Origin of the sequence: Litchfieldella qijiaojingensis (genome assembly GCF_014651875.1) — a bacterium.
GTDB lineage: Bacteria > Pseudomonadota > Gammaproteobacteria > Pseudomonadales > Halomonadaceae > Litchfieldella > Litchfieldella qijiaojingensis.
In genome coordinates this window covers 79,927-102,219 of the sequence record NZ_BMXS01000001.1, presented here as the reverse complement: position 1 = coordinate 102,219, position 22,293 = coordinate 79,927, and the positions used below count along the sequence as shown (strand labels likewise).

Here is a 22,293-nt window from a genome sequence, read left to right as displayed (position 1 = left end):
TTTCGAGGGTTGGGAAAGGGGTGCTCCATGGTTTTATCGTAAAAAGTATATGCCTCTATGTCACCTTGGCAAGAAAATCCCGCCATTAACTTGTTCCACATCGACGAATCCGTGGGAGCAAAAAACTCGAAAAGCCCATTTCACGGCACTCGACGTATCCGCACAACGCAGCCACAGGAAGTGGAAACGAAAGCCGTTCCAGGGTAGGCAAAGAAGAGAAGGGAAGCGACAGCCAGACGAGAAGGAACCCTGCTTGCCCACTGAGTGGGCAAGCGTAAGGGAAGTACATTCAACCGCCGGTCATATTCATGAAGCGCACTACCTGGACATCGCCATCGGTAGTGAAGTGATGACGTTCGGGCTTGAGCGGCATGGCCCCGATGATCGCGTCCTTGAGTGCCTCCATGTCGCCAGGATAGCGACGCAGCACGGCACGCAGATCCACCGAGTGCTCATTGCCCAGGCACAACAGCAGGCGCCCCTCCACCGTGACCCGTACCCGATTGCAGGTCGAGCAGAAATTATGGCTGTGTGGCGAGATGAAACCGATTCTGGTGTCGCTGTCGGGCATGAGGAAATAGCGAGAAGGCCCCAGGGTGGTTTCGGTGGTCGGCATCAACGTATACCGCTGCTCGATGATCGCCTGAACCTCATCGCTGGAGCAGTAAGTTTCGGCACGCGAATGGTCGGAGACATCGCCCAACGGCATCTCCTCGATGAAGCTGATATCCACTTCCTCGTTTCGAGCGAAGTCGACCAGGTCGAGCACTTCATCATCGTTGCGGTTCTTGAGAATGACAGCGTTGAGCTTGATACGCTCGAACCCCGCCTCGCGAGCGGCATGAATACCGGCAATCACCTTGTCCAGTTTGCCGGTGCGAGTGAGGCGATGAAACTTGTCGGCATCCAATGAATCCAGGCTGATATTGAGGCGTTTCAGCCCTCCTTCCCGCAAGGCCCGGGCATAGTTGACCAACCCCGCCCCATTGGTGGTCATGGCAAAGTCCTTGAGACCAGGTAGGGAACCGATCTCTCCGACCAGTTTCTCGATCCCGCGACGCACCAACGGCTCACCGCCGGTCAGACGTATCTTTTCCACGCCAAGCTCGGTGAAGGCACGCGCCACCGTAGCCAATTCCTCCAACGTCAATATCTGCGCTCGCGGCAGGAAGGTCATGTCCTCGCTCATGCAATAGACACAGCGAAAATCGCAACGGTCGGTGACTGAAATGCGCACATAGCGCACCCGGCGATCGAAGTTATCGATCAGTGTTGTTGTCATGAGTCCTCCCAACGCTCGGCGTCTCGCTGATCGCTTGCTCGCTCGGACACCCAGTACTGTCCCGACGAGGTATGCTCTTTCTTCCAGAAGGGGGCACGCGTCTTGAGATAATCCATGATGAAATCGCAAGCCTCGAACGCTGCCCGACGGTGGGCACTGGCGACCATCACCAGCACGATCGGATCTCCGGGCGCCAACTGGCCAACCCGGTGAATGACACGCACCCCTTGGAGGGGCCAACGCGATTCGGCTTCCTCGACGATAGCAGTCAATGCCGATTCGGTCATGCCAGGATAATGCTCCAGTGTCAGAGCCTCGACCTCGGGACGCTCGTTGAAGTCACGAACCAGGCCGGTGAAGCTCACCACGGCTCCGATATCATGACGCCCCCGGAGCAACGCCTCCTGCTCTCGTCCTGGGTCGAATGGCTCATGCTGTACACGAATCATCGTCAACCTCCTGTCACCGGAGGGAAGAAAGCCACTTCATCGTCGGCGGTCAAGTGCGTGGCATCTCCCCCCATGACCTGGTTGACGGCACACAGAATGCGCGCGTCGTCGAGCTGGTCGAAGCGGTCGTCACGAGCCTTGAGCGCTGCTTTCAAGCCGGCGACATTCTGCTCATCCAAACTATCGAAGGGAACGTCGAGGTCACTCACGCCCAAACGTTCTCGGAGCTCGGCCAAGCACTTGACCCGCACGCAAGGTATGGCAGCACGCAGTCCCACACTGACCTCCCCACTGCGACATTCGCTGGTGACGATCGGGGCCTCGCTTTCGTCAGCCGTACGGCGATAGTCGCCCGACTTACCACCCGTCTTGGACTCGAGACGAATCGCCCCGATCTGCATGTCCTTGTCGACTGCCTTGCACATGTCATAAAGCGTCAGACAGGCCACCGACACGGCGGTCAAGGCTTCCATTTCCACGCCGGTTCGCCCATTCAAGCGGCAAGTTGCGGTAACCAACACTCGGGATGTCGCTTCATCGAGTCGAAAATCGACGGCCACCTTCGACAATGCCAAGGCATGGCAGAGCGGAATGAGTTCATGAGTACGCTTGGCGGCCTGGATGCCGGCGATGCGGGCCGTCGCCAACACATCGCCCTTGGGTAGTCCACCTTCCGACAGCAACGCCAAGGTTGCCGGTTGCATGACGATATGTCCGCTGGCGATCGCCTCGCGCTGACTCTCGGACTTGTCGGCAACATCTACCATATGGGCTTCGCCACGGGTATTGAGATGGGTCAGGCTCATGTCAGTTCACCAAAGGGTTGTACGATCACGGCCTCTCCCGGCTCCACGCCGTCACGTTCGGCCGTGATCTCGATCAAACAGTTTGCAACGACCATCGACGACAGGATTCCCGAGCCCTGGCGACCGGTGCTTCGCACCCAGAGCTGTCCATTGTCATCAGCATGATAGACGCCGCGCAGGAAGTCCACGCGCCCGCAGCGACTGGCAAGCGGGGCTTCGGCTAGCGCCGTCAGCCGCCGTGGAGACCAGTTCGCCTCGCCCTGCAGGTGACGCAGCATGGGCTGTACGAACTGCAGGAAGGTCACCATCACCGCCACCGGGTTGCCGGGCAACCCGAAGAAGGGTATCTGCCGCTCGCCAAGACGACCGAAAGCCAACGGCCTGCCGGGGCGGATCGCGATCCGCCAGAATCCCAGGTCGCCGCTATCGGCCAAGGCAGGCCGGATCCAGTCGGCCTGCCCGACCGACACGCCTCCACTCGTGATGACCATGTCGGCCTCACGTGCGGCTTGTTCGAGCGCAGCCTGGATGCGAGTCCGCTCGTCGGGCAGGATGCCCAGATCGAAAAGCTCGCACCCGAGCCCTGCCAGCAGGCCGCGCAAGGCGAAGCGATTGGCATCGAAGATACTTTCACCGCCCAGGACTTCACCCGGTGCCGTGACCTCGTCGCCAGTGGAAAACACAGCAACGCGCGGCCGACGATGTACCCGTGCGCTGGGCACACCCAACGATGCCAGCAAGCCCAGATGCTGGGGCTTCAGGCGTGTGCCGCGAGGTAGCGCCAGGCTCCCGCGCCGGATATCCTCGCCGGCCTGACGTACGTTCTGGCCACGACGGACCATCTCCGCGCGCTCGACCGTGATCCAATCCTGGCCATTCTGGCGCGTCTCAAGAATCTGTTCTTGCATGATCACGGTGTCAGTGCCCCGAGGTAACGGTGCTCCGGTGGTGATAGCCACGGCACAGCCCGGCGCCACCTCACCTTCAGGATGACGATGCCCGGCCAGCACCTTACCTACCCGCAACCAGCGCTCGGGGAGTGTCCCAGTATCCTGCGGCCAGGCCACGGCGATACCATCCATGGCGGCATTGGTGTTCTGAGGCACATTGATCGTCGAATGAATATCTTCCGCCAGCACGCGCCCCGGCAACACCTCCAAGGCCAGTCGTTCACTCTCCAGCATCGCCGGTGAAAATTCCCGCAGCGCTACCAAGGCCTCCTCCACCGACAGCATTCGCTCGCCAAGATCGAAGCACGACAGGCTCATGGCTGAGTCTCCATCGGCCGTGGAGTTCGCATGCGAGACCAGCGACCTGGCCAAGCAGCGATCCAGTCGGTCAGGGCCTCGATGTCATCGAGATCAAGCGTTTCGACATCACGCGGCAGAGCCAGCTCGGTATTGCTGGCGACTGCTCGTATCCAAGGGTCCTCCCAAGCCATCAACGGCTTGCCGAGCGCTTCTCGATGGAGTTCCAGCTTGGGCAACGGCCAGGCCTTGAAGCCTTCCACCAGCACCAGATCCGGTGCCAGCGGGCGCAAGCACTCGATCAAGGTGGCCAGATCCGCATCCTCCTGGTCGGGCGTCTCCATCATCATTGCCATTCGAGCGCGCGAAGCGACGAGCATCGGGGTCGCACCAGCCTGACGCAGGCGATGGCTATCCTTGCCGGGCTGATCCACATCGAAGGCATGATGAGCGTGCTTGATCACCGCTACCTTCAAGTCCCGCTGTCGTAGTCGCGGCAGCAGGCTTTCCAGCAGCGTGGTCTTGCCGGTGCCACTCCAGGCGGCAATACCCAGCAGCGGCAGGCGTTCGTCGTCAAGCCTAAGGGAAGACTGCATCATGGTTTCAGCCATTGTTCGAGCCGAGCCTTGTCCTGCTCGGTATTGAGATTGGCGAAGGCGTGTGGACAGTCGCTGAAGTCCACATGACACCACGCGTGACGAGCATACCAGCGATCGATCTTGCGTTCGCCTGCGGCCAATGTCGCTCCCAGGTCCGCGGCCAGCTCACGGCGAATCAGTGCCACTACCGGATGGGCACGCTCGCCATCATGTGCCACGGCGATGTCGCATTCGCCACGTCCGGCTACCAGCCTCTCCACCAAGTCTTCAGGCAGAGCGGGGCTGTCGCAAGGTGCTACCACCACCCAAGGCGTCCTGGCGGCCGACAGTCCACTCCAGATACCCATCAAGGGGCCCTGGTACCCTCCTTCGCGATCGGTGATCACCCGCAACCCCAGGCGGCCATAGACTTCCAAGTGACGGTTGGCATTGATCAATACCTCGGCCACGTGCGGACGCAACCGTTGCAGGACATGATCGATCAGCATCTGACCGGCAAAGGGCTCCACCCCTTTGTCGCGACCGCCCATGCGTCGCCCCTGGCCACCGGCGAGGATCAGGCCACTCAACTGCTCCGGGTGCATGGCTGGCTCTCCACAGAAAGATGAATACGATAATACGAGCAAGGCACCATGGTTGTCCAAACGGTCAAAACCATGCCTGGCTCTAGTCCCAGACTACCTCAACCAGCGCGTTATCTCACAACGCCAAGCGACTGAATCGAGTGATAGTTTTGCCGACAGCGACGTTGGGCGTTATGTTCACGCACTCAAACCGGTATGATGATGTCAAGGATCTTCAACAGGGACGGCTTTTCACCATGAAAGACAAGGGCGAACAATGAGCGGATTCGACGTCGGAGGTCGACTCAAGCAGCTCCGCATGCAACGCGATCTCTCACAGCGAGAGCTGGCCAAGCGGGCCGGAGTGACCAACAGCACCATCTCGTTGATCGAGCAGAACAGCGTAAGCCCGTCAGTCAGCTCGCTAAAGAAGATTCTCGATGCCCTGCCAGTCACCATCAGCGAGTTCTTCGCCGGAGAAGAGGTCTCGCGCGAGCAAGTCTTCTATCGCGCCAGCGAACTCACCGAGATCGGCGATGGCGTTCTCTCCTGGCGCCTGATCGGGGCACGGCGCCCCAATAGGCGCATGTCGATCCTGCACGAGCGCTACCCTCCCGGCGCCGATACAGGGGAAGACATGCTCGAGCATGACGGCGAGGAAGGCGGCGTGATCATCTCCGGCACCATCGAACTCACCGTGAACGGCGAAGTCCAGCTATTGACCGCCGGCGACGCTTATTATTTTGACTCACGCCTACCACATCGATTCCGTAACGTCAGCGACAGCGAATGCATCATCGTTAGTGCCAACAACCCGCCTTCCTTCTCGGATGGCGGGGACGCGCAGCACCATGCATGAGAGCTGGAAGCTGGAAGCTGGAAGCTGGAAGCTGGAAGCTGGAAGCTGGAAGCTGGAAGCCAAAATGCTCCTTCATTGCCTTGATAAAACAAGGTGCTGCTTACAGCTTATCGCTTCCGACTTACAGCTTTATTCATCGGCCGGTGGCAACACCCAATTGAGCACGATCCCCACCAGCGCCGCCAGGCTGACACCTTGCAGAACGAACTGGCCGCCGCCGATCTGCATGCCGCCGATGCCGAACACCAGGATCAACGACACCACCACCAGGTTGCGCGGCGCGGTCAACGAGTGTCCAGCACGTACCAGAGTATTCATTCCCACCACCGCGATCGAGCCGAACAACAGCGTCATGATGCCACCCATCACCGGGCCTGGGATCGTCTGCAGCAAGGCACCGAGCTTGGCAACGAAGGCCAGCAGGATGGCGAAACACGCAGCAACCACCATGATGCTGGGATTGAAGGCACGGGTCAGCGTTACGGCACCGGTAACTTCGGAGTAGGTAGTGTTGGGCGGACCGCCGAACAAGGCGGCAGCGGAAGTGGCCAGACCATCGCCCAGCAGTGTGCGATGCAACCCAGGCTTGTCCAGGTAATTCTTGCGCGTTACCGAGCCGATCGCCACCATGTCGCCGATGTGTTCCACGGCTGGCGCAATGGCCACCGGGATCATAAACAGGATTGCTGCCCAATGGAAAGTGGGTGCCGTGAAGTTGGGCAGTTCGAGCCACCCCGCTTTGTGCAGCGGCGAGAAATCCACCACGCCCATCGCCAGCGCCAGTAGATAACCGGTAACGATACCGCCCATGATCGGTACCAGACGCAGCAACCCGCGGCCGAATACCGCCAGTACCAATGTCACCAGCAAACTGACCATCGACAAGATGATCGCCTGGCCATAGTTGATATGCTCACTGGTCTCGCCACTGGCCATGCTCACAGCCACTGGCGCCAGCGCCAGACCAATGACCATGATCACCGGCCCGACCACCACCGCAGGCAACAGACGATGCAACCAGTCCGAGCCCTTGAGACGCACGAACTGGGACATGACCACATACACCAACCCCGCCGCCATCAGTCCACCCAAGGTTTCGGAAACTCCAAAACTCGCCACCGAACTCTGGATGGGAGCAATGAACGCGAACGATGAGGCCAAAAACACCGGTACGCTCTGTCGAGTGACTGCGTGGAACACCAGGGTACCGGCCCCAGCGGTAAACAACGCCACGCTGGGGTCGAGCCCAGTCAATAACGGCACCAATACCAAGGCCCCGAACGCCACGAACAGCATCTGGGCGCCAGTCGCCAGGGTACATGGCCAGGAACTCGAGGGCTCGTCGGTCGCCACGGTGGTCGTGTCTGTCATTAAGTCGTTCTCCGGATCATGATGTCATGCACAAAAAAATGCCCTTGATGACATCCAAGGGCATAGGTTCCATCAGTCAATCTTTCCTCAACGAGTCCCGAATATCTTATCTCCGGCATCTCCGAGCCCAGGCACGATGTAGCCATTTTCATCGAGCCGCTCATCGATGGCAGCGGTGTAGATCTCGACCTCGGGATAGGCTTCCTGCACGCGCTTGATACCCTCCGGCGCGGCGACCAGTACAATCACCTTCATCTGCGGGCAGCCGCGTGCCTTGAGCATGTCCAACGTTGCAACCATGGTGCCGCCAGTGGCCAACATCGGATCGATGACAATGGCCAGACGCTCGTTGAGATCGTTGGTGAACTTCTCGAAATAGGGCACCGGCTCGAGGGTCTCCTCATCACGATAGAGCCCCACCACACTGATGCGTGCGCTGGGAATCAAGTCGGTGACGCCATCGAGCATGCCTAACCCGGCACGCAGGATCGGCACGATGGTCACTTTCTTGCCCTTGAGTTGCTCCACCGGCACCTGCGCACCATTCCAACCCTCGACGCTCGAGGCTTCGACCTCGAGGTCCTGGGTCGCTTCATAGGTCAGCAGTTTGGCGACCTCACCGGCCAACTCGCGAAAGCTCTTGGTACTGATATCGGCAGCGCGCATCAATCCCAGCTTGTGCTTGACCAGGGGATGGTTAATGGCATGAACGCTCATGGCGAATGGCCCTCGAGTCAATGGATGGGAAAGCAGCCCCACGGCGGGGATCGCCGACGAAAGCGCGCAACAAATTGCGCGCTATTCTAGCTTGATCGAGCGTTCAGGTTAAGAGCGGACCGGCTCGGCCGGCAATTGCCAATCGATGGTTCCACGTCCGTGTTCAGCCAAAAACGCATTCGCACGCGAGAAGTGGCGATTGCCGAAGAAACCGCGATGAGCCGACAGTGGAGAAGGATGAGGCGATTCCAGCACCAGATGACGCCGAGTGTCCACCAACGCCTTTTTCTGACGGGCATGGCTGCCCCAGAGCAGAAACACCGTGGGCAGGCCATGCTCACTGACGGTGGAAATGGCGCGGTCAGTGAAGGTTTCCCACCCCTGACCGCGGTGGGAACCGGCATTGCCCTGCTCCACCGTCAGCGAGGTGTTGAGCAACAACACACCCTGACGTGCCCAGCACTCCAGGAATCCGTGATTGACCGGCTTGACCCCCACGTCCTGCGCCAATTCCTTGTAGATGTTCTGCAATGATGGCGGTGCTGGCACGCCGGGACGCACCGAGAAACACAAGCCGTGGGCCTGATTCGGACCGTGATAAGGATCCTGGCCCAGAATCACGACCCGCACCTGGTCGAGCGGCGTCAGCTCAAAGGCACGAAACCAGTTTGACGAGTGCGGATAAATAACCTTGCGAGCCGCCTTTTCCCGGGCAAGAAAATCTCGCAACTGCTGCATGTAAGAGGCCTTGAATTCCGCCCCTAGATAACGGTCCCAGCTCTCGGGAAGAGGAGATTCCGACATCTTACTTCGTCCTTCTCAGGATGTTTGATTCCGCACTTGGTCCACCAGCGGCTCCACGTAGGCAATCCCCATGTCCCAGGGAAACTGGATCCAGCAGTCCTGAGCCACCTCCGTCAGGTACTGATCGACCAGCGGCCGACCTTCCGGCTTGGCATAGACGGTCACGAAATGCGCCTTGGGTAGCATGTCGCGCACTGCTCGAGCGGTCTTGCCGGTGTCTACCAGGTCGTCGACCAGCAACCAGCCATCACCGTCATGATCAACCCCTTTCATCACCTCGAGCCCACTCTGGTCCATATGGTCGTAGCTCTTGATGCACACCGTGTCGATCAACCGCACGTTGAGCTCGCGGGCGATCAGCGCGGCAGGGATCAGGCCGCCACGGGTAATAGCGACAATACCCCGGAAGTCGCGCTCCACCAGCTTGTGGCACAGGGCCCGTACATCGCGATGGAGCTGGTCCCAGGACACGGTGAAGTGCTGCTGATAACGATTGGCGCTCATGATAGCGATACCGATAACGATAGAAGGAAGACGAACTCACTCGCCTTCGGTGAAGGAACACACGGAAAAGACGCCAAAACCAGCGTCACGGATCTTCTGTGCTCCCCCCAAGTCGGGGAGATCGATAATGGTAGCCGTTTCCACCACGTGGCCGCCACTGCGGGTGATCAGCTTGGCGGCAGCCAGCATGGTGCCTCCCGTGGCAATCAGATCATCCATGATCAGGATACGGTCGCCCTCGCGGAAGGCATCGGAATGCAACTCCACTTCGGCCTGCCCATATTCCAGGGTGTAAGTCTCGCTGATGGTCTTGAACGGCAACTTGCCCTTCTTGCGCACCGGTACAAAGCTGCAGCTCAGCTCATAGGCCACCGGGGCCCCGATGATGAACCCCCGGGCATCGATGGCGGCGATGGCATTCAACTCCATCTCCTGATATCGGTGCACGAAGCTATCGATCAACTTGCGAAAGGCGGCGCTGTTTTGCAACAACGGCGTGATATCGCGGAAATTGACCCCCGGCTGCGGCCAGTCGGGGACGGTACGAATGACAGACTTGATGTAGTCGCCGTAAATGCTCATCGAAGGTCTCAATCCAGGAACAGGAATTTAAGAACGAAGACGATCGCCAATACTACCACTGCCGGGTTGAGATCGCTGAAACGGCCCGACAATGTCTTGATAGCAGCATAACTGATAAAGCCCAGCGCTATCCCCTCGGCGATCGAGAACGTCAACGGCATCGCCAGGGCAGCGATCAGCACTGGCCCAGCGTCGGTAACGTCATCCCAATTGGCGTGCGCCAGACTGCCTGCCATCAGCACAGCCACGTAGAGCAAGGCACCGGCCGTAGCAAAAGCGGGAATCGAACCTGCCAGCGGCGAGAAGAACAAACTGACCAGGAACAGTATCGCCACCACTACCGCGGTCAAACCGGTGCGTCCACCGGAAGCGATACCGGCAGCACTTTCAATGTAACTGGTAGTGGTCGAGGTCCCCAGCAAGGAACCCGCCATCGAGGCAGAACTGTCCGCCACCAAGGCATTCTTGAGGCGTGGCAGCTTGCCATCCTTATCGAGCAGCCCACCACGCTGCGCCACGCCGATCAAGGTACCTGAAGTGTCGAACAGATCGACGAACAGAAAGGCGAAAATCACGCTGAGCATGGCCACATCCAGAGCGCCCGCCAAGTCCAGTTGCAGGAAGGTCGGCGCGATGGAGGGAGGCATCGACACGATACCGCCGTATTCGTTGTGCCCCAGCAATGTGGCCACCAGCGTCACGGCAAGAATGCCGATCATCACCGCTCCGGTAACACGCAGATACGCCAGCGCCGAAATCACGAAGAAACCCGCCAGGGTATAGATCGCCGCGGGTTCCGTCAGGCTACCCAGCGACACCAGCGTCGCCTCGTTGTCGACCACGATACCGGCGTTCTGCAACCCGATCATGGCCAGGAACAGGCCGATGCCGGCAGCGATGCCCAGACGCAGCGACTGGGGAATGGAGTTGATGATCCACTCCCGCACCTTGAAGATACTCAGCAGGAAGAAGATCAAGCCAGAGAAGAACACCGCCCCAAGCGCCGCTTCCCAAGAGTATCCCATGCCCAGCACCACCCCGTAGGTGAAGAAGGCATTGAGTCCCATCCCAGGCGCCAGGGCAACCGGATAGTTGGCCCACAGCCCCATGATCAAGCAGCCGATCGCCGCCGCCAGGCAGGTGGCGACGAACACGGCGCCGTAATCCATTCCGGTCCCGGAAAGAATGCTGGGATTGACGAAAATGATGTAGGCCATGGTCAGGAAGGTGGTGATCCCGGCGATGACCTCGGTGCGAACGTTGGTATTGTGCTCGGCGAGCTTGAAATGACTGTCGAGTAGGCGGTTCAACATCGGCTCTATCCTGCGCGCGTGGATGGGCGTCCTGTATGATTCACTGGATTCGCTATATAAGCCTGACACATATAAGCAAATAATGCGCCACGCGCCATTCCTGGCAACCAACGAACACTTGACGGAATGGTCAGCGCCTGTCAGCCGCTGTCACCGCCGACTCGCCAGAACCCGCTCGACCGTCTCGACAATCGCCTGGGTCTGGGGGTCGACCTCGATATTGACGCGCTCTCCCGGCCCCCGCTCGCCGAGCGTGGTACGCGAGAGCGTCTCGGGGATCAGGTTGACGCAGAAACGAGAGGCCTGACCGGCATCCTTCACCTCACCGATGGTGAGGCTGATACCGTCCACTCCGATATACCCCTTGTCGAACAGGAAACGACCATATTCGGCAGGCAGTTCGAACCACAACCGGCGATTATCGGGCGCCTCTTCGAGCTCGACCAGCTCGGCCATGCAGATCACATGCCCCGACATGGCATGACCACCGATCTCATCCCCGAACCGCGCGGCGCGCTCGATATTGACGCGGTCACCCACCTGCAGCGCACCAAGATTGGTCAAACGCAATGTCTCGCGCATCAGATCGAAGCTGACGTGCTCACCGTCTATCGCGGTCACCGTCAGGCAAACGCCGTTATGGGCCACTGACGCTCCGATGGCCAGTCCTTCACGAAGCGATGCCGGTAGCACGACCACGTGGGTACGAAACTCGTTCTTCTCAACGATGGACACCAAGGGCGCCGTGCCCTGAACGATGCCTGTGAACATGCCTGACTCCCTATGATTTGTACAAAAGTCGCCGAGCGCAGGCAGTTTTCGGACAAAGCCTAATCCATGCACCTAAGTCGCGACGCAGCGACAATCAAGCTCGCCAGTCTAGGCAAGCCGGGGCGGGCCGTCCACGTGGATCATGCCACAAGGCCATTTTTTACGCCATGTGACGGGCTGGCAGTAATATTGCCTGGCTATCAACTTGATAAGCCGAAACATGCACCACTGTCGTTGACATCACATCAGTGGATGCCTAATATTTTCGCTCATTAATTCAGGCGCCGATTTGTACCCGGATTGCGGGCGCCCTCGCTGGCCGTCGCTTTACTCGTCGACCGGTGGGAAGTGCAGCTAAAAGGGTGTGTCCAGCGTTGATGGCCACCCGCTAGGGTGGCCTTTTTTCATTCGGCCCCGTTTGCCGCCGGCCGGCCCTATCCTGCTCGCAACCGGCCTCATCCGCCAAGCCAACCCGACAGGACCATGATCAGACTCACTAATGTCTCCAAGACCTATGGTAACGGCCCCACTGCCATTGCCGCGCTGAAAAACATCGATCTGCATGTCCCCCGGGGTAGCATACACGGCGTGATAGGGCTTTCCGGTGCCGGCAAGTCGACCCTGATTCGCTGCGTCAACCTGCTCGAGCGCCCTACCACGGGCAGTGTCGTCGTCGACGGTCAGGAGCTCACTACCCTGTCCGCCGCCGAACTCAACCAGGCCCGGCATCAGATCGGCATGATCTTCCAGCATTTCAACCTCTTGGCATCGCGCACCGTATTCGCCAATATCGCCCTTCCGCTAGAACTGATGGGCATGGACAAGGTCGAGATACGCGACCGCGTCATGCCTCTGCTTGATCTGACCGGCCTCGAAGACAAGGCCGACAAGTATCCGGCGGAGCTTTCCGGCGGTCAGAAGCAGCGCGTGGCCATTGCCCGGGCACTGGCCAGCCGTCCCAAGGTATTGCTCTGCGACGAGGCCACCTCTGCACTGGACCCCCAGACCACCGGCTCGATCCTTGAACTGCTGCAGGACATCAATCGCAAGCTGGGACTGACGATTCTGCTGATCACCCATGAGATGGAAGTGGTCAAGACCATCTGCCACCGTGTCGGACTGATCTCTGCCGGCGAGCTGGTCGAGGAAGCCGACGTCGGTGACTTCTTCACCGCCCCGCGCACCCGACTGGGCCGCGAGTTTCTCAACGACTTCCTGGAGCTCGAACCGCCCAAGGCACTGGTCGAACGCCTCGAGGAAGCCGCTGGCGAGCACACCCACCCGGTGGTACGCCTGGCCTTTACCGGCGACGCCGTGTCCACGCCACTGGTGTCACGCCTGGCCAGAGAGTGTGGTGTCGATGTCAGCATTCTGCAGGCCAAGGTCGAGTCTATCCAGGATCGCACCCTGGGGTTGATGATCGCCGAACTGATCGGCACGCCGGACAAGACACGCGAGGCGCTTGCCTATCTCGAAAGCCACGATCTACATGTGGAGGTGCTCGGCCATGTCCAGCGCGATGCTTAATCTGATTCTCAAGGCCACGCTCGACACTCTGTATATGGTCGGTGTCTCGGGACTGGTCGCGGCGCTGCTCGGCGTGCCACTGGGCGTGCTGCTGTACATCACCCGTCCGCGTCAGATCCTCGCCAAGCCGCTCACCAACCAGGTGCTTGGGGTGATCACCAACATTGGCCGCTCGGTGCCCTTCATCATCCTGATGGTGGCAATCATCCCCTTCACTCGCATGATCGTCGGCACCTCGATCGGCACCAATGCCGCCATCGTGCCCTTGACCATTGCCGCCATCCCCTTCGTCGCCCGTCTGGTGGAAGGCGCGCTGAACGAGATTCCGCCCGGACTGATCGAAGCCGCCCAGTCGATGGGCGCAACCCCGTACCAGATCATCACCAAGGTGCTGCTGCCCGAAGCCAAGAGCGGGATCGTCACCGGTCTGACCATTACCGTGGTCACCCTGATCAGCTATTCGGCCATGGCCGGTGCCGTGGGCGGCGGTGGGCTGGGCGACCTTGGCATCCGCTATGGCTACAACCGTTTCGATCCGCTGATCATGCTGATCACCGTGGCGATCCTGGTGGTCATGGTCCAAGGCTTCCAGAGTCTGGGCGACCACTTGGTACGCAAGGCCGACCACAAGTAGACGTCGATATGACACGATACTCAATCAGCAACACTTGAATCATAGTGACGCTGCCCATATTCACCAGCGGCAGCCATGTTTTTCCGCTTCCCAAGGGAGCCTATAGGAGATCATCAAGATGACAAACACGCTGGCCCACCTTCTACGCCCCGCTCGCCTGCTGGGAGCCGCCACCCTACTAGGCACTGTCGCACTGGCAGGCTGCGGCAGCGACGAAGCCGAGACGCGTTCGATCAAGGTCGGCACCGTGGCCGGACCGGAAACCGAGGTGATGGAAGTGGCGGTGCGCATCGCCAAGGAAGAGCACGACCTGGATGTCGAGATCGTCGAATTCACCGACTACGTCTCACCCAATGCGGCTCTAGCCGACGGCAGCCTGGATGCCAACGCCTACCAGCATGAGCCCTACATGCGCAGCATGGTCGAGGATCGCGGTTACGATTTCGCCATCGCCGGGCGCTCCTTCGTCTACCCCATCGGCGCCTACTCAGAAAAGCATGACAGCATCGAGGATCTGCCGGAGCGAGCCATCATCGCCCTGCCCAACGATCCGTCCAATGAAGGGCGCGCCCTGATCCTGATGCACAACGAGGGGATGATCGAGCTCGACGACCCGACCAACCTGGAAGCCACGCCGATCAACGTGACCGAGAACCCGAAGAATTTCCGCTTCCGCGAGATCGAGGCCGCCCAACTTCCCCGCGTGTTGCCCGACGTGGACATGGCCTTCATCAACAACACCTTTGCCCAACCGGCGGGTCTGAGCCTCGACGACGCCCTGATCAAGGAGGGGCCCGAGTCACCCTACGTCAACCTGATCGTGGTGCGTGCCGGCGACGAGGATCGCGAGGAAATCCGTCAACTGGTCGACTCTTATCAGCGCGAGGAAGTCGCCGCTAAGGCGGAGGAGTTGTTCAAGGGGGCTGCTATTCCCGGCTGGGAATGATCAGAGAGAGATTTACTACTGCGCTCTCATCAATCAGCGTCCTGGGCCGGAATTCGGCCGGCCCTGTTCGTCAAGGAGACCAACCGAAATGACGGACTACAGCTTGCTCTCCCGCCAACTCGAAGCCCTGCTGGACACCCGCGATGCACTGACCAACATGGCCCAGACCTGTGCCTTCATCATGCACGAGGTACCCGACCTCAATTGGGTGGGCTTCTATCTCCAGCGCCAGCCCGAGACCCTGGTGCTGGGTCCGTTCCAGGGCAAGCCCGCCTGCAACCCGATTCCTTTCAGCCAGGGAGTGTGCGGCGCCGCGGCTCGTTCTCGCCATACTCAACGTGTCGACGACGTTCATGCGGTGCCCGATCATATCGCCTGCGACGCCGCTTCGCGCTCGGAACTGGTGGTGCCGATCATCGTGCAAGACCGCGTGTGGGGCGTACTCGATCTGGACAGCCCCCTCGAGGGCCGTTTCAGTGCCGAGGACCAAGCCGGTATCGAGGCGCTGGTGGCAGTATTTTCCAAGAGGAGCGATCTGGTAAACCAGCCTGAATGACCTGCTCGGGCCCACGTGATAGCAAGATTCGCGACACGACAGAGTGACTCCTGGCGATTCGCTTACGGCCCAATACAAAACACCCCATGGCAAAAGCCACGGGGTGTTTTTCGGAAAGCTGGTAGGACCAAGCGGATTTGAACCGCTGACCTCCACGATGTCAACGTGGCGCTCTAACCAACTGAGCTATGGTCCTATGAATCAATGGTCTCCAAGTGAATGGAGATTGGTAGGACCAAGCGGATTTGAACCGCTGACCTCCACGATGTCAACGTGGCGCTCTAACCAACTGAGCTATGGTCCTACAGCCTGCCTCAAGCCTGATGACTTGCCTCGGCAACGGATGCGTATTCTACGTATTCGCACCGTAAATGCAAGTCCCAGCATGCTCAACGAGCGTTCCCCCACCGCGATCACTCAGGCACTGTTTGAAAACTCGTCGAGCGAAGGCCAGGCAAGGCAAAAATCATCGAGAAAGCGGAGTTTACGTGGTTGTAAATGAGCATTTCGACCGGGCTCGCGCACGAGATGATTTTTAACGCCGCATGGGCAAGCGCAGACAGTTTTCAGCACTTGACCCGTTCGACTGCATCCAGCCACCCCCTATACAGCCGCTCGCGTTCCTCCTCGGGCATCTGCGGCGTGAAGGTCCGCTCGCAACGCCACAGTCCAGAGATCTCGTCGAGATCCCGATACCAGCCGAGATGCAGCCCCGCCAGATAGGCCGCCCCCAGCGCGGTGGTCTCGAGCACACTCGGACGATCCACCGGCACGCCTAGCATGTCAGCGAGAAACTGCATCACCCAGTTGTTGCGAACCATGCCACCATCTACCCTCAAGGTACCGGTTTTCGCCGCCATGTCATCGTTCATGCAAACCTGCAGATCACGACTCTGGTAGCACACCGCTTGCAGGCCCGCGGCAACGATCTCGGCAATACCGGTATCGCGGGTGAGCCCGAAGATCGCCCCCCGCGCCTGGGGGTCCCAGTGCGGCGCCCCCAGACCGGTGAAGGCCGGCACCAGATAGACGCTATGGCCGCTACGGGTTTGGCGGGCCAGGGTTTCCGTCTCCTCGGCGTTGGCGAATAGCTTCAAGCCATCGCGCAGCCACTGCACCGTGGCACCTGCGACGAAGATGCTGCCCTCCATGGCGTAGGTCGGCTTACCGTTCAGCCGATAGCCAACCGTGGTCAATAGGCGGTTACGCGACACCTCAGCCTTGTCGCCGGTATTGAGGATCATGAAGCAGCCGGTGCCATAGGTGCTTTTGCCCATTCCGGGCTCGAAACAGGCCTGACCAAACAGAGCGGCCTGCTGGTCACCGGCTACCCCGGCAATCGGAATCTCTCCCCCCAACAGCGACGCCTGAGCCCGTCCGAAGTCGTCACTCGAATCCTTGACCTCGGGTAACAAGCTCGCCGGAATGCCGAACAGTTCGAGCAATTCCTCGTCCCATTGCTGGGAATGAATGTTGAACAGGGCCGTGCGCGAGGCATTTGTGGCATCGGTGGCATGCACACGGCCACCGGTGAGACGCCACAGCAAGAAACTATCCACGGTACCGAATGCCAACTCGCCGCGTTCGGCTCGTTCACGGGCACCTTCGACGTGTTCCAACAACCAAGCCAACTTGGTCGCCGAGAAGTAAGGATCGATCAACAAGCCGGTGCGTTCTTGCACCATGGCGGTATGACCGGCATCACGCAGACGCTGGCAGGCATCGGCGGTGCGGCGATCCTGCCACACGATGGCATTGTGCAGAGGTTCGCCGGTCTTGCGGTCCCACAGCAGGGTCGTCTCGCGCTGATTGGTGATACCGATACCGGCCACTTGGGAGGCATCGATGCTTGCCTTATCGAGCACTTCCCTGCACGTGGTCAGTACCGATGCCCAGATGTCTTCCGAGGCATGTTCGACCCAACCGTCCTGCGGGAAGTGTTGCGGAAACTCCTTCTGCGCCACCTCGACCACATTGCCTTCGCGATCGAAGAGGATGGCACGGGAACTGGTCGTTCCTTGGTCGATGGCTAGCAGATAAGCGGGCATGGCGTGTTCCTCGGAAGTCGTATAGAGTCCATTGTTATGTTCACTTTCAAACAGAAAACACCGATCAATGTTCGAATTCGATGACTGGAGAGTAAACCAGCGCCGCAGGCACCTCAAACGTTAGGTCATCTTACAGGCTAAGACCTTGGTCGCATGCCTTGTCGGCCTGCCTGACGCAAACCACGGGAAATACCGTAGAATCGGGGAGCATCAACAGGAGGTCTCATGACGCAGCAAGAACGCCAAGACGCCATCGTCGCCCTGGTCAAACGCCAGGGTTACGCCGCGATCGAGCAATTGACCGAACACTTTGCCGTCACGCCGCAGACCATTCGCCGCGACCTCAATGCCTTGGCCAGCGAAGGGCTGATACGACGCGTACACGGCGGCGCTGGCCTGGAATCGAGTACAGTCAACACCGCCTACCAGACTCGCAAGACGCTCAACCTGGAAGCCAAGCGACGCATTGCCGCACTGCTGGCGGCGCAGATTCCCGACCATGCCTCGCTGTTCATCAACATCGGCACCAGCAACGAGATCGTCGCCGAGGCGCTGCGCGGCCATCACGGCCTGGAAGTCATCACCAACAACCTCAACGTGGCAGCCATTCTCCAACACAACGAAGACTTCAATGTGATCATCGCCGGTGGCCAAGTACGCTCTCGAGACGGCGGCATCATTGGTGAAGCGACCATCGACTTCATCAACCAGTTCAAGGTCGATTTCGGCATCATCGGCATCAGCGGCATCGACGAGGATGGTTCGCTGCTCGAATTCGACTATCAGGAAGTCCGCGTAGCCCAGGCCATCATCCACAACTCTCGCCAGGTCTTCCTGATCGCCGATCATTCCAAGTTCCATCGCAACGCCGTGGTTCGCCAGGGCAAGATCACCCAGATCGACGCCCTGTTCACCGACAGACGTCCACCCGAATCGATCTGTCGCCTGCTGGAAAACCACGACGTGGCGCTGCATATCGCAGGACAGGAGACACCGGCTTACGCCCCCGTCGAAGGGGTGATCTGATATCGGCTCATTGCTCCGACCGCCCTTCCGGGGCCGTCGGTCACTTTTGTCTCGCCCCTTGATGTTCGTTTCCGAATAGCATACTTTCTAAATCGAACATTCCTTTCTTCGCACCGGCTTTCATGGTCACAACCGCCGGAGCGTCAGCCAGCAACGGAGCGAGCCATGGGCAAGTCGCAACAACAGGAGCTTCTCGATATCTTCATCGTCGGTGGCGGAATCAATGGGGCCGGTATCGCCAACGATGCCGTCGGACGAGGTCTCAAGGTCGGGCTGTGCGAGCAAGCCGACCTGGCCAGCGCCACCTCCTCGGCCAGCAGCAAGCTGATCCATGGCGGGCTTCGCTACCTGGAGCACCATGAGTTCCGTTTGGTGCGCGAAGCCTTGCGCGAACGTGAAGTGCTATTGAAGAAAGCGCCGCACATTGTCTGGCCCCTACGCTTCATCCTGCCCCACCGGCCGCACCTGCGTCCGGCATGGATGATTCGTGCCGGGCTGTTCCTTTACGATCACCTTGGCAAGCGAGACAGCCTGGCCGGCTCTCGTCGCCTACGCTTTGACGCCACCAGTGCCCTGAAGCCCGAGATCACCCAAGGCTTCGAATACTCCGATTGCTGGGTGGATGACGCCCGGTTGGTGGTCCTCAATGCCCTTCAAGCCCGCCAGCAAGGCGCCGAGATACGGGTCCGCACGCGCTGTACCGAAGCTCGCGAGGAAGGTGGTCACTGGCTGCTGACATTGGAAGATAGCGACACCGGCCAACAGTACCAGCGCCGTGCCAAGGTGCTGGTCAATGCCGCCGGCCCCTGGGTGGAAAGCTTCATTCGCCGCGAGACCGGACGCCTGGCGCGCTATGGCATCCGCATGATCCAAGGCAGTCATATCGTCGTACCGCGCCTCAATACCGACGACCGGGCCTACATCCTGCAGAATCACGATGGCCGGATTGTCTTTGTGCTGCCCTACCAACAGGACTTCAGCCTGATCGGCACCACCGACCGCCGCTATACCGGCGATCCCGACAAAGTCACCGCCAGCGACGAAGAAGCCGATTATCTCCTAGAAGTGGTCAACGCCCACTTCAAGCAGCAGCTCGGCCGCGACGACATCGTCTCTACCTTCAGCGGCGTGCGACCGCTATGCGACGATGAATCCTCCGACCCCTCGGCCATGACGCGCGACTACACCCTGGACCTCGACAGTGAAGGCTCCCCTTTGTTGTCGGTCTTCGGTGGCAAGATCACTACCTACCGCAAGCTCGCCGAAGCCGCCCTGGCCATGCTGGGCGACACATTGCCCGAGATGGGCGCTCCCTGGACCGCCGAACATCCCCTGCCCGGTGGCGATATCGGCAACCAGCACGAGTTCGCTGCGCGCCTGGTCCGTGACTATCCCTTCCTGGGTGAAGGGCGAGCCCGACGCTTCGCTGCCAGCTACGGCAGCCTGTGCCTGAATTTCTTGCGGGGATGTCGCACGCTCGAGGATTTGGGCGAAGATTTCGGTGCCTGCCTGAGCAGTGCCGAAGTCGACTACCTCACCGATCATGAATGGGCACGCGATGCCGACGACGTGCTGTGGCGGCGCACCAAGCTCGGCCTGCGTCTGGACATGAACCAGCGCCAGCGCCTGGCCGGGCACATCGCCACGCACCGGCAAGGGATGGCGGCCTGAGTCTGGCCATGATTTCTCGTACTTGCCTCTTCTCTACTTGCTCATCCGCTACGGAATGTTTCCGGGGCGGATGAGCCGCCTTTATCATTAGGCTACTCAAGCCCGATGTGGGAGGCTTCTGGAAACGCGCAGAACGACATCTCTTTGCTCCACCCTCTCGCATTATGGGCTCAACGCTAATGCCAGTAAGCGGAGGGGGCTTTTCCCCCAAGGGGCACTCTCGGATTACGCACGCAACATGAAATGGCCTGTCACAAACCAATCATTACGGAAGCAACACCACCTTGGCGGCAGCAGTACGGCCGGCCACCAGATCGGCGAAGGCTTGCCGCACCCTCCTGCAGGCGACGCGTTTCCACCCAGGAAAGATCGCCCAAGGCACCGGAATCCAGTAGGGCTGCGGTGGCGCGAAGATCCGACACCGTATAGGTGTAGGCCCCCAGGAATGGCACCTCCTTGAGGGTGATGGCACGCACATCGAGTCCTCCTTCGTTGTCCTGGAGGCCGAGATGCATGATGGCGCCGCCGGGGCGCACGGCCTTGACGGCCATGTTGTGGGTGGACGCCGCACCCACGCTGTCGAATACCGCCTCGAAGGTGTCGGCCTCCGGGCTCGCCTCCCAGGGTCGAACACCTCGAGCCCGGCTTTCTTGGCCGTTTCCCTGCGCAATGGGTTGGTGTCGGCCAGTTGCACCGTGCGTACACCCTGCTGGCGTAGCATTAACCCTGCCAGCAAACCCACTGCACCTGCACCGATGACCAATACACGAGCTTTGGCCAAGGGACGTGGCAATGCCCGCTCGAGTCGTTGAATGCCATGCAAGGCGGTGGCCGCTGGTTCGGTCAGGGCCGCCGAGACCGGCCCGGCGCCGATCTACTAGACGGTCATGCCGTCGCCGCAGCATCCTAGCAGCGATGGTTCTGCATCAGCCGCCCACCCAGCCGAACAAGATGAAGGCCAGCACCACCAGCAGCAGAAATACCGTTTCTGCTGCCATCAGGATCACCGGTTTCCAGCCGACCACCGCCAGCTTCTGGAAGGAGGTCTTGATCCCCAGCGCGGCGATCGCCGTGACCAGGCACCAGCGCGACAGGTCGGTGAAGCCTTCCGTGACCAGGGGCGGAATGAGCCCCAGACTATTAATGATCACCAGCATCACGAAGGCCACCAGGAAGCCAGGCAACATGGGGACCTTGCCCTTCCCCTCTGCGTTGCGGGTGCGGCGGAACAGGAACATGAAGGCCATCACCGCCGGCACCAGCATGGCGACCCGCAACAGTTTGACGAAGGTCGAGACGTCGCCGGTGCTCTCGGAGATCATGTAACCGGCCCCGACCACTTGAGCTACATCGTGGATTGTGCCGCCCAGGAAAATGCCAGCCTGGTCGTCGCTGAGCCCCAGCACGCCCACGATCAGCGGATAGGTGACCATGGCCATGGTCGACAACGTGGTGACCCCAACGACCGTCAGGATGGTGTTGCGCTCGCTGGTTTCGTGGCGCGGCATCACCGCCGACAGCGCCAGCGCCGCCGAGGCGCCGCAAATGGCCACCGAGCCACCGGTCAGCAACCCCATGTCGCGATGCAATCCCAGCAGGCGGGCCAGGGCCATGCCCATCAGGATGGTCAGCAATACGCCGGCGACGACCGTCAGCACCGGCCCGATACCCAGTTCCGTGACCTGCTCGATGGTGATGCGCACGCCCAGCAGCGCCACCCCCAAGCGCAGGATGGTCCGTGCCGCGAACTCGATACCGGCCACGCAGCGCCCTTCTTCGGAGAGGAAGTGCAGCGACATGCCGAATAGCAGCGCATAGAGCAGCGTCGGCCCACCGTAGTGGTCGGCGATGAACGTCGTCGCCAGGGCGATGGTGACGCACACCAGGACGCCCTGCCCCACCCGGGGGACGGTGATCATTGCGCTCTTCGCGATGTCGAGGGGCCAGTACAGGGCCTGTTTTCCACGTTCGAGTATCATGAGGTCTCCATCGATTGTCTGAGGGCCGCCCGGTCACCC

23 protein-coding genes, 2 tRNA genes and 1 pseudogene are annotated in these 22,293 nt (G+C 60.1%); 7 read left to right on the top strand and 19 right to left on the bottom strand.

What is annotated here, in order from left to right:
* Positions 1 to 289: 289 nt before the first annotated feature.
* Genes moaA through mobA form a run of 6 tightly spaced genes read right to left on the bottom strand, consistent with a single transcriptional unit; the run spans position 290 to position 4,967 of the window.
* Positions 290 to 1,282 carry a GTP 3',8-cyclase MoaA gene (gene moaA, locus IE093_RS00545; RefSeq protein ID WP_189464857.1) on the bottom strand — a complete coding sequence of 331 codons (993 nt, stop codon included), beginning with the start codon at positions 1,280 to 1,282 and terminating at the stop codon, positions 290 to 292.
* On the bottom strand, positions 1,279 to 1,731 hold the full coding sequence (gene moaE / locus IE093_RS00540; protein WP_189464854.1) for a molybdopterin synthase catalytic subunit MoaE: 453 nt from the start codon (positions 1,729 to 1,731) through the stop codon (positions 1,279 to 1,281). Before moaE ends, moaA begins: the two co-directional genes overlap by 4 nt.
* Positions 1,732 to 1,733: 2 nt before the next feature.
* Positions 1,734 to 2,537, bottom strand: a complete 804-nt coding sequence (moaC, locus tag IE093_RS00535; RefSeq protein WP_189464852.1) for a cyclic pyranopterin monophosphate synthase MoaC — start codon at positions 2,535 to 2,537, stop codon at positions 1,734 to 1,736.
* Positions 2,534 to 3,805: a molybdopterin molybdotransferase MoeA gene (moeA, locus tag IE093_RS00530; RefSeq protein ID WP_189464849.1), complete on the bottom strand. Its 1,272-nt coding sequence runs from the start codon at positions 3,803 to 3,805 to the stop codon at positions 2,534 to 2,536. The genes moaC and moeA overlap by 4 nt, the downstream gene beginning before the upstream one ends.
* Positions 3,802 to 4,383: a molybdopterin-guanine dinucleotide biosynthesis protein B gene (gene mobB, locus IE093_RS00525; protein ID WP_422730954.1), complete on the bottom strand. Its 582-nt coding sequence runs from the start codon at positions 4,381 to 4,383 to the stop codon at positions 3,802 to 3,804. The genes moeA and mobB overlap by 4 nt, the downstream gene beginning before the upstream one ends.
* Positions 4,380 to 4,967 (bottom strand): molybdenum cofactor guanylyltransferase MobA, encoded by a 588-nt coding sequence (mobA, locus tag IE093_RS00520; RefSeq protein ID WP_189464843.1) that lies wholly within the window; start codon positions 4,965 to 4,967, stop codon positions 4,380 to 4,382. Before mobA ends, mobB begins: the two co-directional genes overlap by 4 nt.
* Positions 4,968 to 5,223: 256 nt before the next feature.
* Between mobA and IE093_RS00515 the strand changes: the two genes are divergently transcribed.
* Positions 5,224 to 5,805, top strand: coding sequence for a cupin domain-containing protein (locus IE093_RS00515; RefSeq protein WP_189464839.1), 582 nt, complete (start codon positions 5,224 to 5,226; stop codon positions 5,803 to 5,805).
* 129 nt (positions 5,806 to 5,934) lie between these two features.
* Here the strand turns inward: IE093_RS00515 and IE093_RS00510 are convergent, their stop codons facing one another.
* The 7 genes from IE093_RS00510 to IE093_RS00480 form a co-directional block, all read right to left on the bottom strand.
* Positions 5,935 to 7,176 (bottom strand): uracil-xanthine permease family protein, encoded by a 1,242-nt coding sequence (locus IE093_RS00510; RefSeq protein ID WP_189464837.1) that lies wholly within the window; start codon positions 7,174 to 7,176, stop codon positions 5,935 to 5,937.
* An 87-nt stretch (positions 7,177 to 7,263) separates the two neighbouring features.
* Positions 7,264 to 7,893 (bottom strand): uracil phosphoribosyltransferase, encoded by a 630-nt coding sequence (upp, locus tag IE093_RS00505; RefSeq protein WP_189464833.1) that lies wholly within the window; start codon positions 7,891 to 7,893, stop codon positions 7,264 to 7,266.
* A gap of 108 nt (positions 7,894 to 8,001) precedes the next feature.
* Positions 8,002 to 8,697, bottom strand: a complete 696-nt coding sequence (gene ung / locus IE093_RS00500) for a uracil-DNA glycosylase (RefSeq protein WP_189464831.1) — start codon at positions 8,695 to 8,697, stop codon at positions 8,002 to 8,004.
* A gap of 15 nt (positions 8,698 to 8,712) precedes the next feature.
* Positions 8,713 to 9,201: a xanthine phosphoribosyltransferase gene (gene gpt / locus IE093_RS00495; RefSeq protein WP_189464828.1), complete on the bottom strand. Its 489-nt coding sequence runs from the start codon at positions 9,199 to 9,201 to the stop codon at positions 8,713 to 8,715.
* A 36-nt stretch (positions 9,202 to 9,237) separates the two neighbouring features.
* Positions 9,238 to 9,783: an adenine phosphoribosyltransferase gene (locus IE093_RS00490; protein ID WP_189464827.1), complete on the bottom strand. Its 546-nt coding sequence runs from the start codon at positions 9,781 to 9,783 to the stop codon at positions 9,238 to 9,240.
* An 8-nt stretch (positions 9,784 to 9,791) separates the two neighbouring features.
* Positions 9,792 to 11,096, bottom strand: coding sequence for an NCS2 family permease (locus tag IE093_RS00485; RefSeq protein ID WP_189464824.1), 1,305 nt, complete (start codon positions 11,094 to 11,096; stop codon positions 9,792 to 9,794).
* Positions 11,097 to 11,246: 150 nt separating this feature from the next.
* Positions 11,247 to 11,867, bottom strand: a complete 621-nt coding sequence (locus IE093_RS00480; RefSeq protein WP_189464813.1) for a riboflavin synthase subunit alpha — start codon at positions 11,865 to 11,867, stop codon at positions 11,247 to 11,249.
* A 483-nt stretch (positions 11,868 to 12,350) separates the two neighbouring features.
* On the opposite strand from IE093_RS00480, the gene IE093_RS00475 reads away from it, so the two are divergent.
* The 4 genes from IE093_RS00475 (at position 12,351) to IE093_RS00460 (ending at position 15,530) form a co-directional block, all read left to right on the top strand.
* Positions 12,351 to 13,394 (top strand): methionine ABC transporter ATP-binding protein, encoded by a 1,044-nt coding sequence (locus IE093_RS00475; RefSeq protein ID WP_189464811.1) that lies wholly within the window; start codon positions 12,351 to 12,353, stop codon positions 13,392 to 13,394.
* Positions 13,375 to 14,028 (top strand): methionine ABC transporter permease, encoded by a 654-nt coding sequence (locus tag IE093_RS00470; protein WP_189464808.1) that lies wholly within the window; start codon positions 13,375 to 13,377, stop codon positions 14,026 to 14,028. Before IE093_RS00475 ends, IE093_RS00470 begins: the two co-directional genes overlap by 20 nt.
* A 118-nt stretch (positions 14,029 to 14,146) precedes the next feature.
* On the top strand, positions 14,147 to 14,974 hold the full coding sequence (locus IE093_RS00465) for a MetQ/NlpA family ABC transporter substrate-binding protein (protein WP_189464805.1): 828 nt from the start codon (positions 14,147 to 14,149) through the stop codon (positions 14,972 to 14,974).
* 88 nt (positions 14,975 to 15,062) lie between these two features.
* A complete protein-coding gene (locus IE093_RS00460) occupies positions 15,063 to 15,530 on the top strand; it encodes a GAF domain-containing protein (protein WP_189464803.1) in 468 nt (155 codons plus the stop codon).
* Positions 15,531 to 15,649: 119 nt separating this feature from the next.
* Here IE093_RS00460 and IE093_RS00455 read toward each other — a convergent pair.
* The 3 genes from IE093_RS00455 to glpK form a co-directional block, all read right to left on the bottom strand.
* Positions 15,650 to 15,726 (bottom strand) — tRNA-Val (locus tag IE093_RS00455).
* Positions 15,727 to 15,757: 31 nt separating this feature from the next.
* Positions 15,758 to 15,834 (bottom strand) — tRNA-Val (locus IE093_RS00450).
* Between the two features lie 262 nt (positions 15,835 to 16,096).
* Positions 16,097 to 17,578, bottom strand: a complete 1,482-nt coding sequence (glpK, locus tag IE093_RS00445; RefSeq protein ID WP_189464800.1) for a glycerol kinase GlpK — start codon at positions 17,576 to 17,578, stop codon at positions 16,097 to 16,099.
* A gap of 225 nt (positions 17,579 to 17,803) precedes the next feature.
* On the opposite strand from glpK, the gene IE093_RS00440 reads away from it, so the two are divergent.
* Both IE093_RS00440 and glpD read left to right on the top strand, forming a co-directional pair.
* Positions 17,804 to 18,604, top strand: a complete 801-nt coding sequence (locus IE093_RS00440; protein ID WP_189464798.1) for a DeoR/GlpR family transcriptional regulator — start codon at positions 17,804 to 17,806, stop codon at positions 18,602 to 18,604.
* A 165-nt stretch (positions 18,605 to 18,769) separates the two neighbouring features.
* Positions 18,770 to 20,275, top strand: a complete 1,506-nt coding sequence (glpD, locus tag IE093_RS00435) for a glycerol-3-phosphate dehydrogenase (protein ID WP_189464796.1) — start codon at positions 18,770 to 18,772, stop codon at positions 20,273 to 20,275.
* A 251-nt stretch (positions 20,276 to 20,526) separates the two neighbouring features.
* On the opposite strand, the gene IE093_RS22855 is transcribed toward glpD, so the two are convergent.
* From IE093_RS22855 to IE093_RS00425, 3 genes and pseudogenes are all read right to left on the bottom strand, one after another.
* Positions 20,527 to 20,946 (bottom strand): zinc-binding dehydrogenase, encoded by a 420-nt coding sequence (locus IE093_RS22855; protein WP_422730957.1) that lies wholly within the window; start codon positions 20,944 to 20,946, stop codon positions 20,527 to 20,529.
* Positions 20,892 to 21,038: pseudogene (locus IE093_RS22850) on the bottom strand (2-dehydropantoate 2-reductase N-terminal domain-containing protein); the annotation flags it as partial. The gene IE093_RS22855 and the pseudogene IE093_RS22850, both read right to left, overlap by 55 nt.
* Positions 21,039 to 21,201: 163 nt before the next feature.
* The gene (locus IE093_RS00425; protein ID WP_229803123.1) at positions 21,202 to 22,254 is read right to left on the bottom strand and encodes a YeiH family protein; all 1,053 of its coding nucleotides are present in this window, start codon (positions 22,252 to 22,254) and stop codon (positions 21,202 to 21,204) included.
* Positions 22,255 to 22,293 lie beyond the last annotated feature (39 nt).

Excerpts from the sequence above, each read along its gene's own strand:
- glpK (WP_189464800.1), bottom strand. The coding sequence starts at position 17,578 with ATGCCCGCTTATCTGCTAGCCATCGACCAAGGAACGACCAGTTCCCGT.
- IE093_RS00440 (WP_189464798.1), top strand. The coding sequence starts at position 17,804 with ATGACGCAGCAAGAACGCCAAGACGCCATCGTCGCCCTGGTCAAACGC.
- gpt (WP_189464828.1), bottom strand. The coding sequence starts at position 9,201 with ATGAGCGCCAATCGTTATCAGCAGCACTTCACCGTGTCCTGGGACCAG.
- IE093_RS00515 (WP_189464839.1), top strand. The coding sequence starts at position 5,224 with ATGAGCGGATTCGACGTCGGAGGTCGACTCAAGCAGCTCCGCATGCAA.
- moeA (WP_189464849.1), bottom strand. The coding sequence starts at position 3,805 with ATGAGCCTGTCGTGCTTCGATCTTGGCGAGCGAATGCTGTCGGTGGAG.
- IE093_RS00480 (WP_189464813.1), bottom strand. The coding sequence starts at position 11,867 with ATGTTCACAGGCATCGTTCAGGGCACGGCGCCCTTGGTGTCCATCGTT.
- ung (WP_189464831.1), bottom strand. The coding sequence starts at position 8,697 with ATGTCGGAATCTCCTCTTCCCGAGAGCTGGGACCGTTATCTAGGGGCG.
- upp (WP_189464833.1), bottom strand. The coding sequence starts at position 7,893 with ATGAGCGTTCATGCCATTAACCATCCCCTGGTCAAGCACAAGCTGGGA.
- glpD (WP_189464796.1), top strand. The coding sequence starts at position 18,770 with ATGGGCAAGTCGCAACAACAGGAGCTTCTCGATATCTTCATCGTCGGT.
- mobA (WP_189464843.1), bottom strand. The coding sequence starts at position 4,967 with ATGCACCCGGAGCAGTTGAGTGGCCTGATCCTCGCCGGTGGCCAGGGG.
- moaA (WP_189464857.1), bottom strand. The coding sequence starts at position 1,282 with ATGACAACAACACTGATCGATAACTTCGATCGCCGGGTGCGCTATGTG.
- IE093_RS00425 (WP_229803123.1), bottom strand. The coding sequence starts at position 22,254 with ATGATACTCGAACGTGGAAAACAGGCCCTGTACTGGCCCCTCGACATC.
- IE093_RS00460 (WP_189464803.1), top strand. The coding sequence starts at position 15,063 with ATGACGGACTACAGCTTGCTCTCCCGCCAACTCGAAGCCCTGCTGGAC.
- IE093_RS00510 (WP_189464837.1), bottom strand. The coding sequence starts at position 7,176 with ATGACAGACACGACCACCGTGGCGACCGACGAGCCCTCGAGTTCCTGG.
- moaE (WP_189464854.1), bottom strand. The coding sequence starts at position 1,731 with ATGATTCGTGTACAGCATGAGCCATTCGACCCAGGACGAGAGCAGGAG.
- moaC (WP_189464852.1), bottom strand. The coding sequence starts at position 2,537 with ATGAGCCTGACCCATCTCAATACCCGTGGCGAAGCCCATATGGTAGAT.
- IE093_RS00490 (WP_189464827.1), bottom strand. The coding sequence starts at position 9,783 with ATGAGCATTTACGGCGACTACATCAAGTCTGTCATTCGTACCGTCCCC.
- IE093_RS00465 (WP_189464805.1), top strand. The coding sequence starts at position 14,147 with ATGACAAACACGCTGGCCCACCTTCTACGCCCCGCTCGCCTGCTGGGA.
- IE093_RS00475 (WP_189464811.1), top strand. The coding sequence starts at position 12,351 with ATGATCAGACTCACTAATGTCTCCAAGACCTATGGTAACGGCCCCACT.
- IE093_RS00470 (WP_189464808.1), top strand. The coding sequence starts at position 13,375 with ATGTCCAGCGCGATGCTTAATCTGATTCTCAAGGCCACGCTCGACACT.
- IE093_RS00485 (WP_189464824.1), bottom strand. The coding sequence starts at position 11,096 with ATGTTGAACCGCCTACTCGACAGTCATTTCAAGCTCGCCGAGCACAAT.
- mobB (WP_422730954.1), bottom strand. The coding sequence starts at position 4,383 with ATGATGCAGTCTTCCCTTAGGCTTGACGACGAACGCCTGCCGCTGCTG.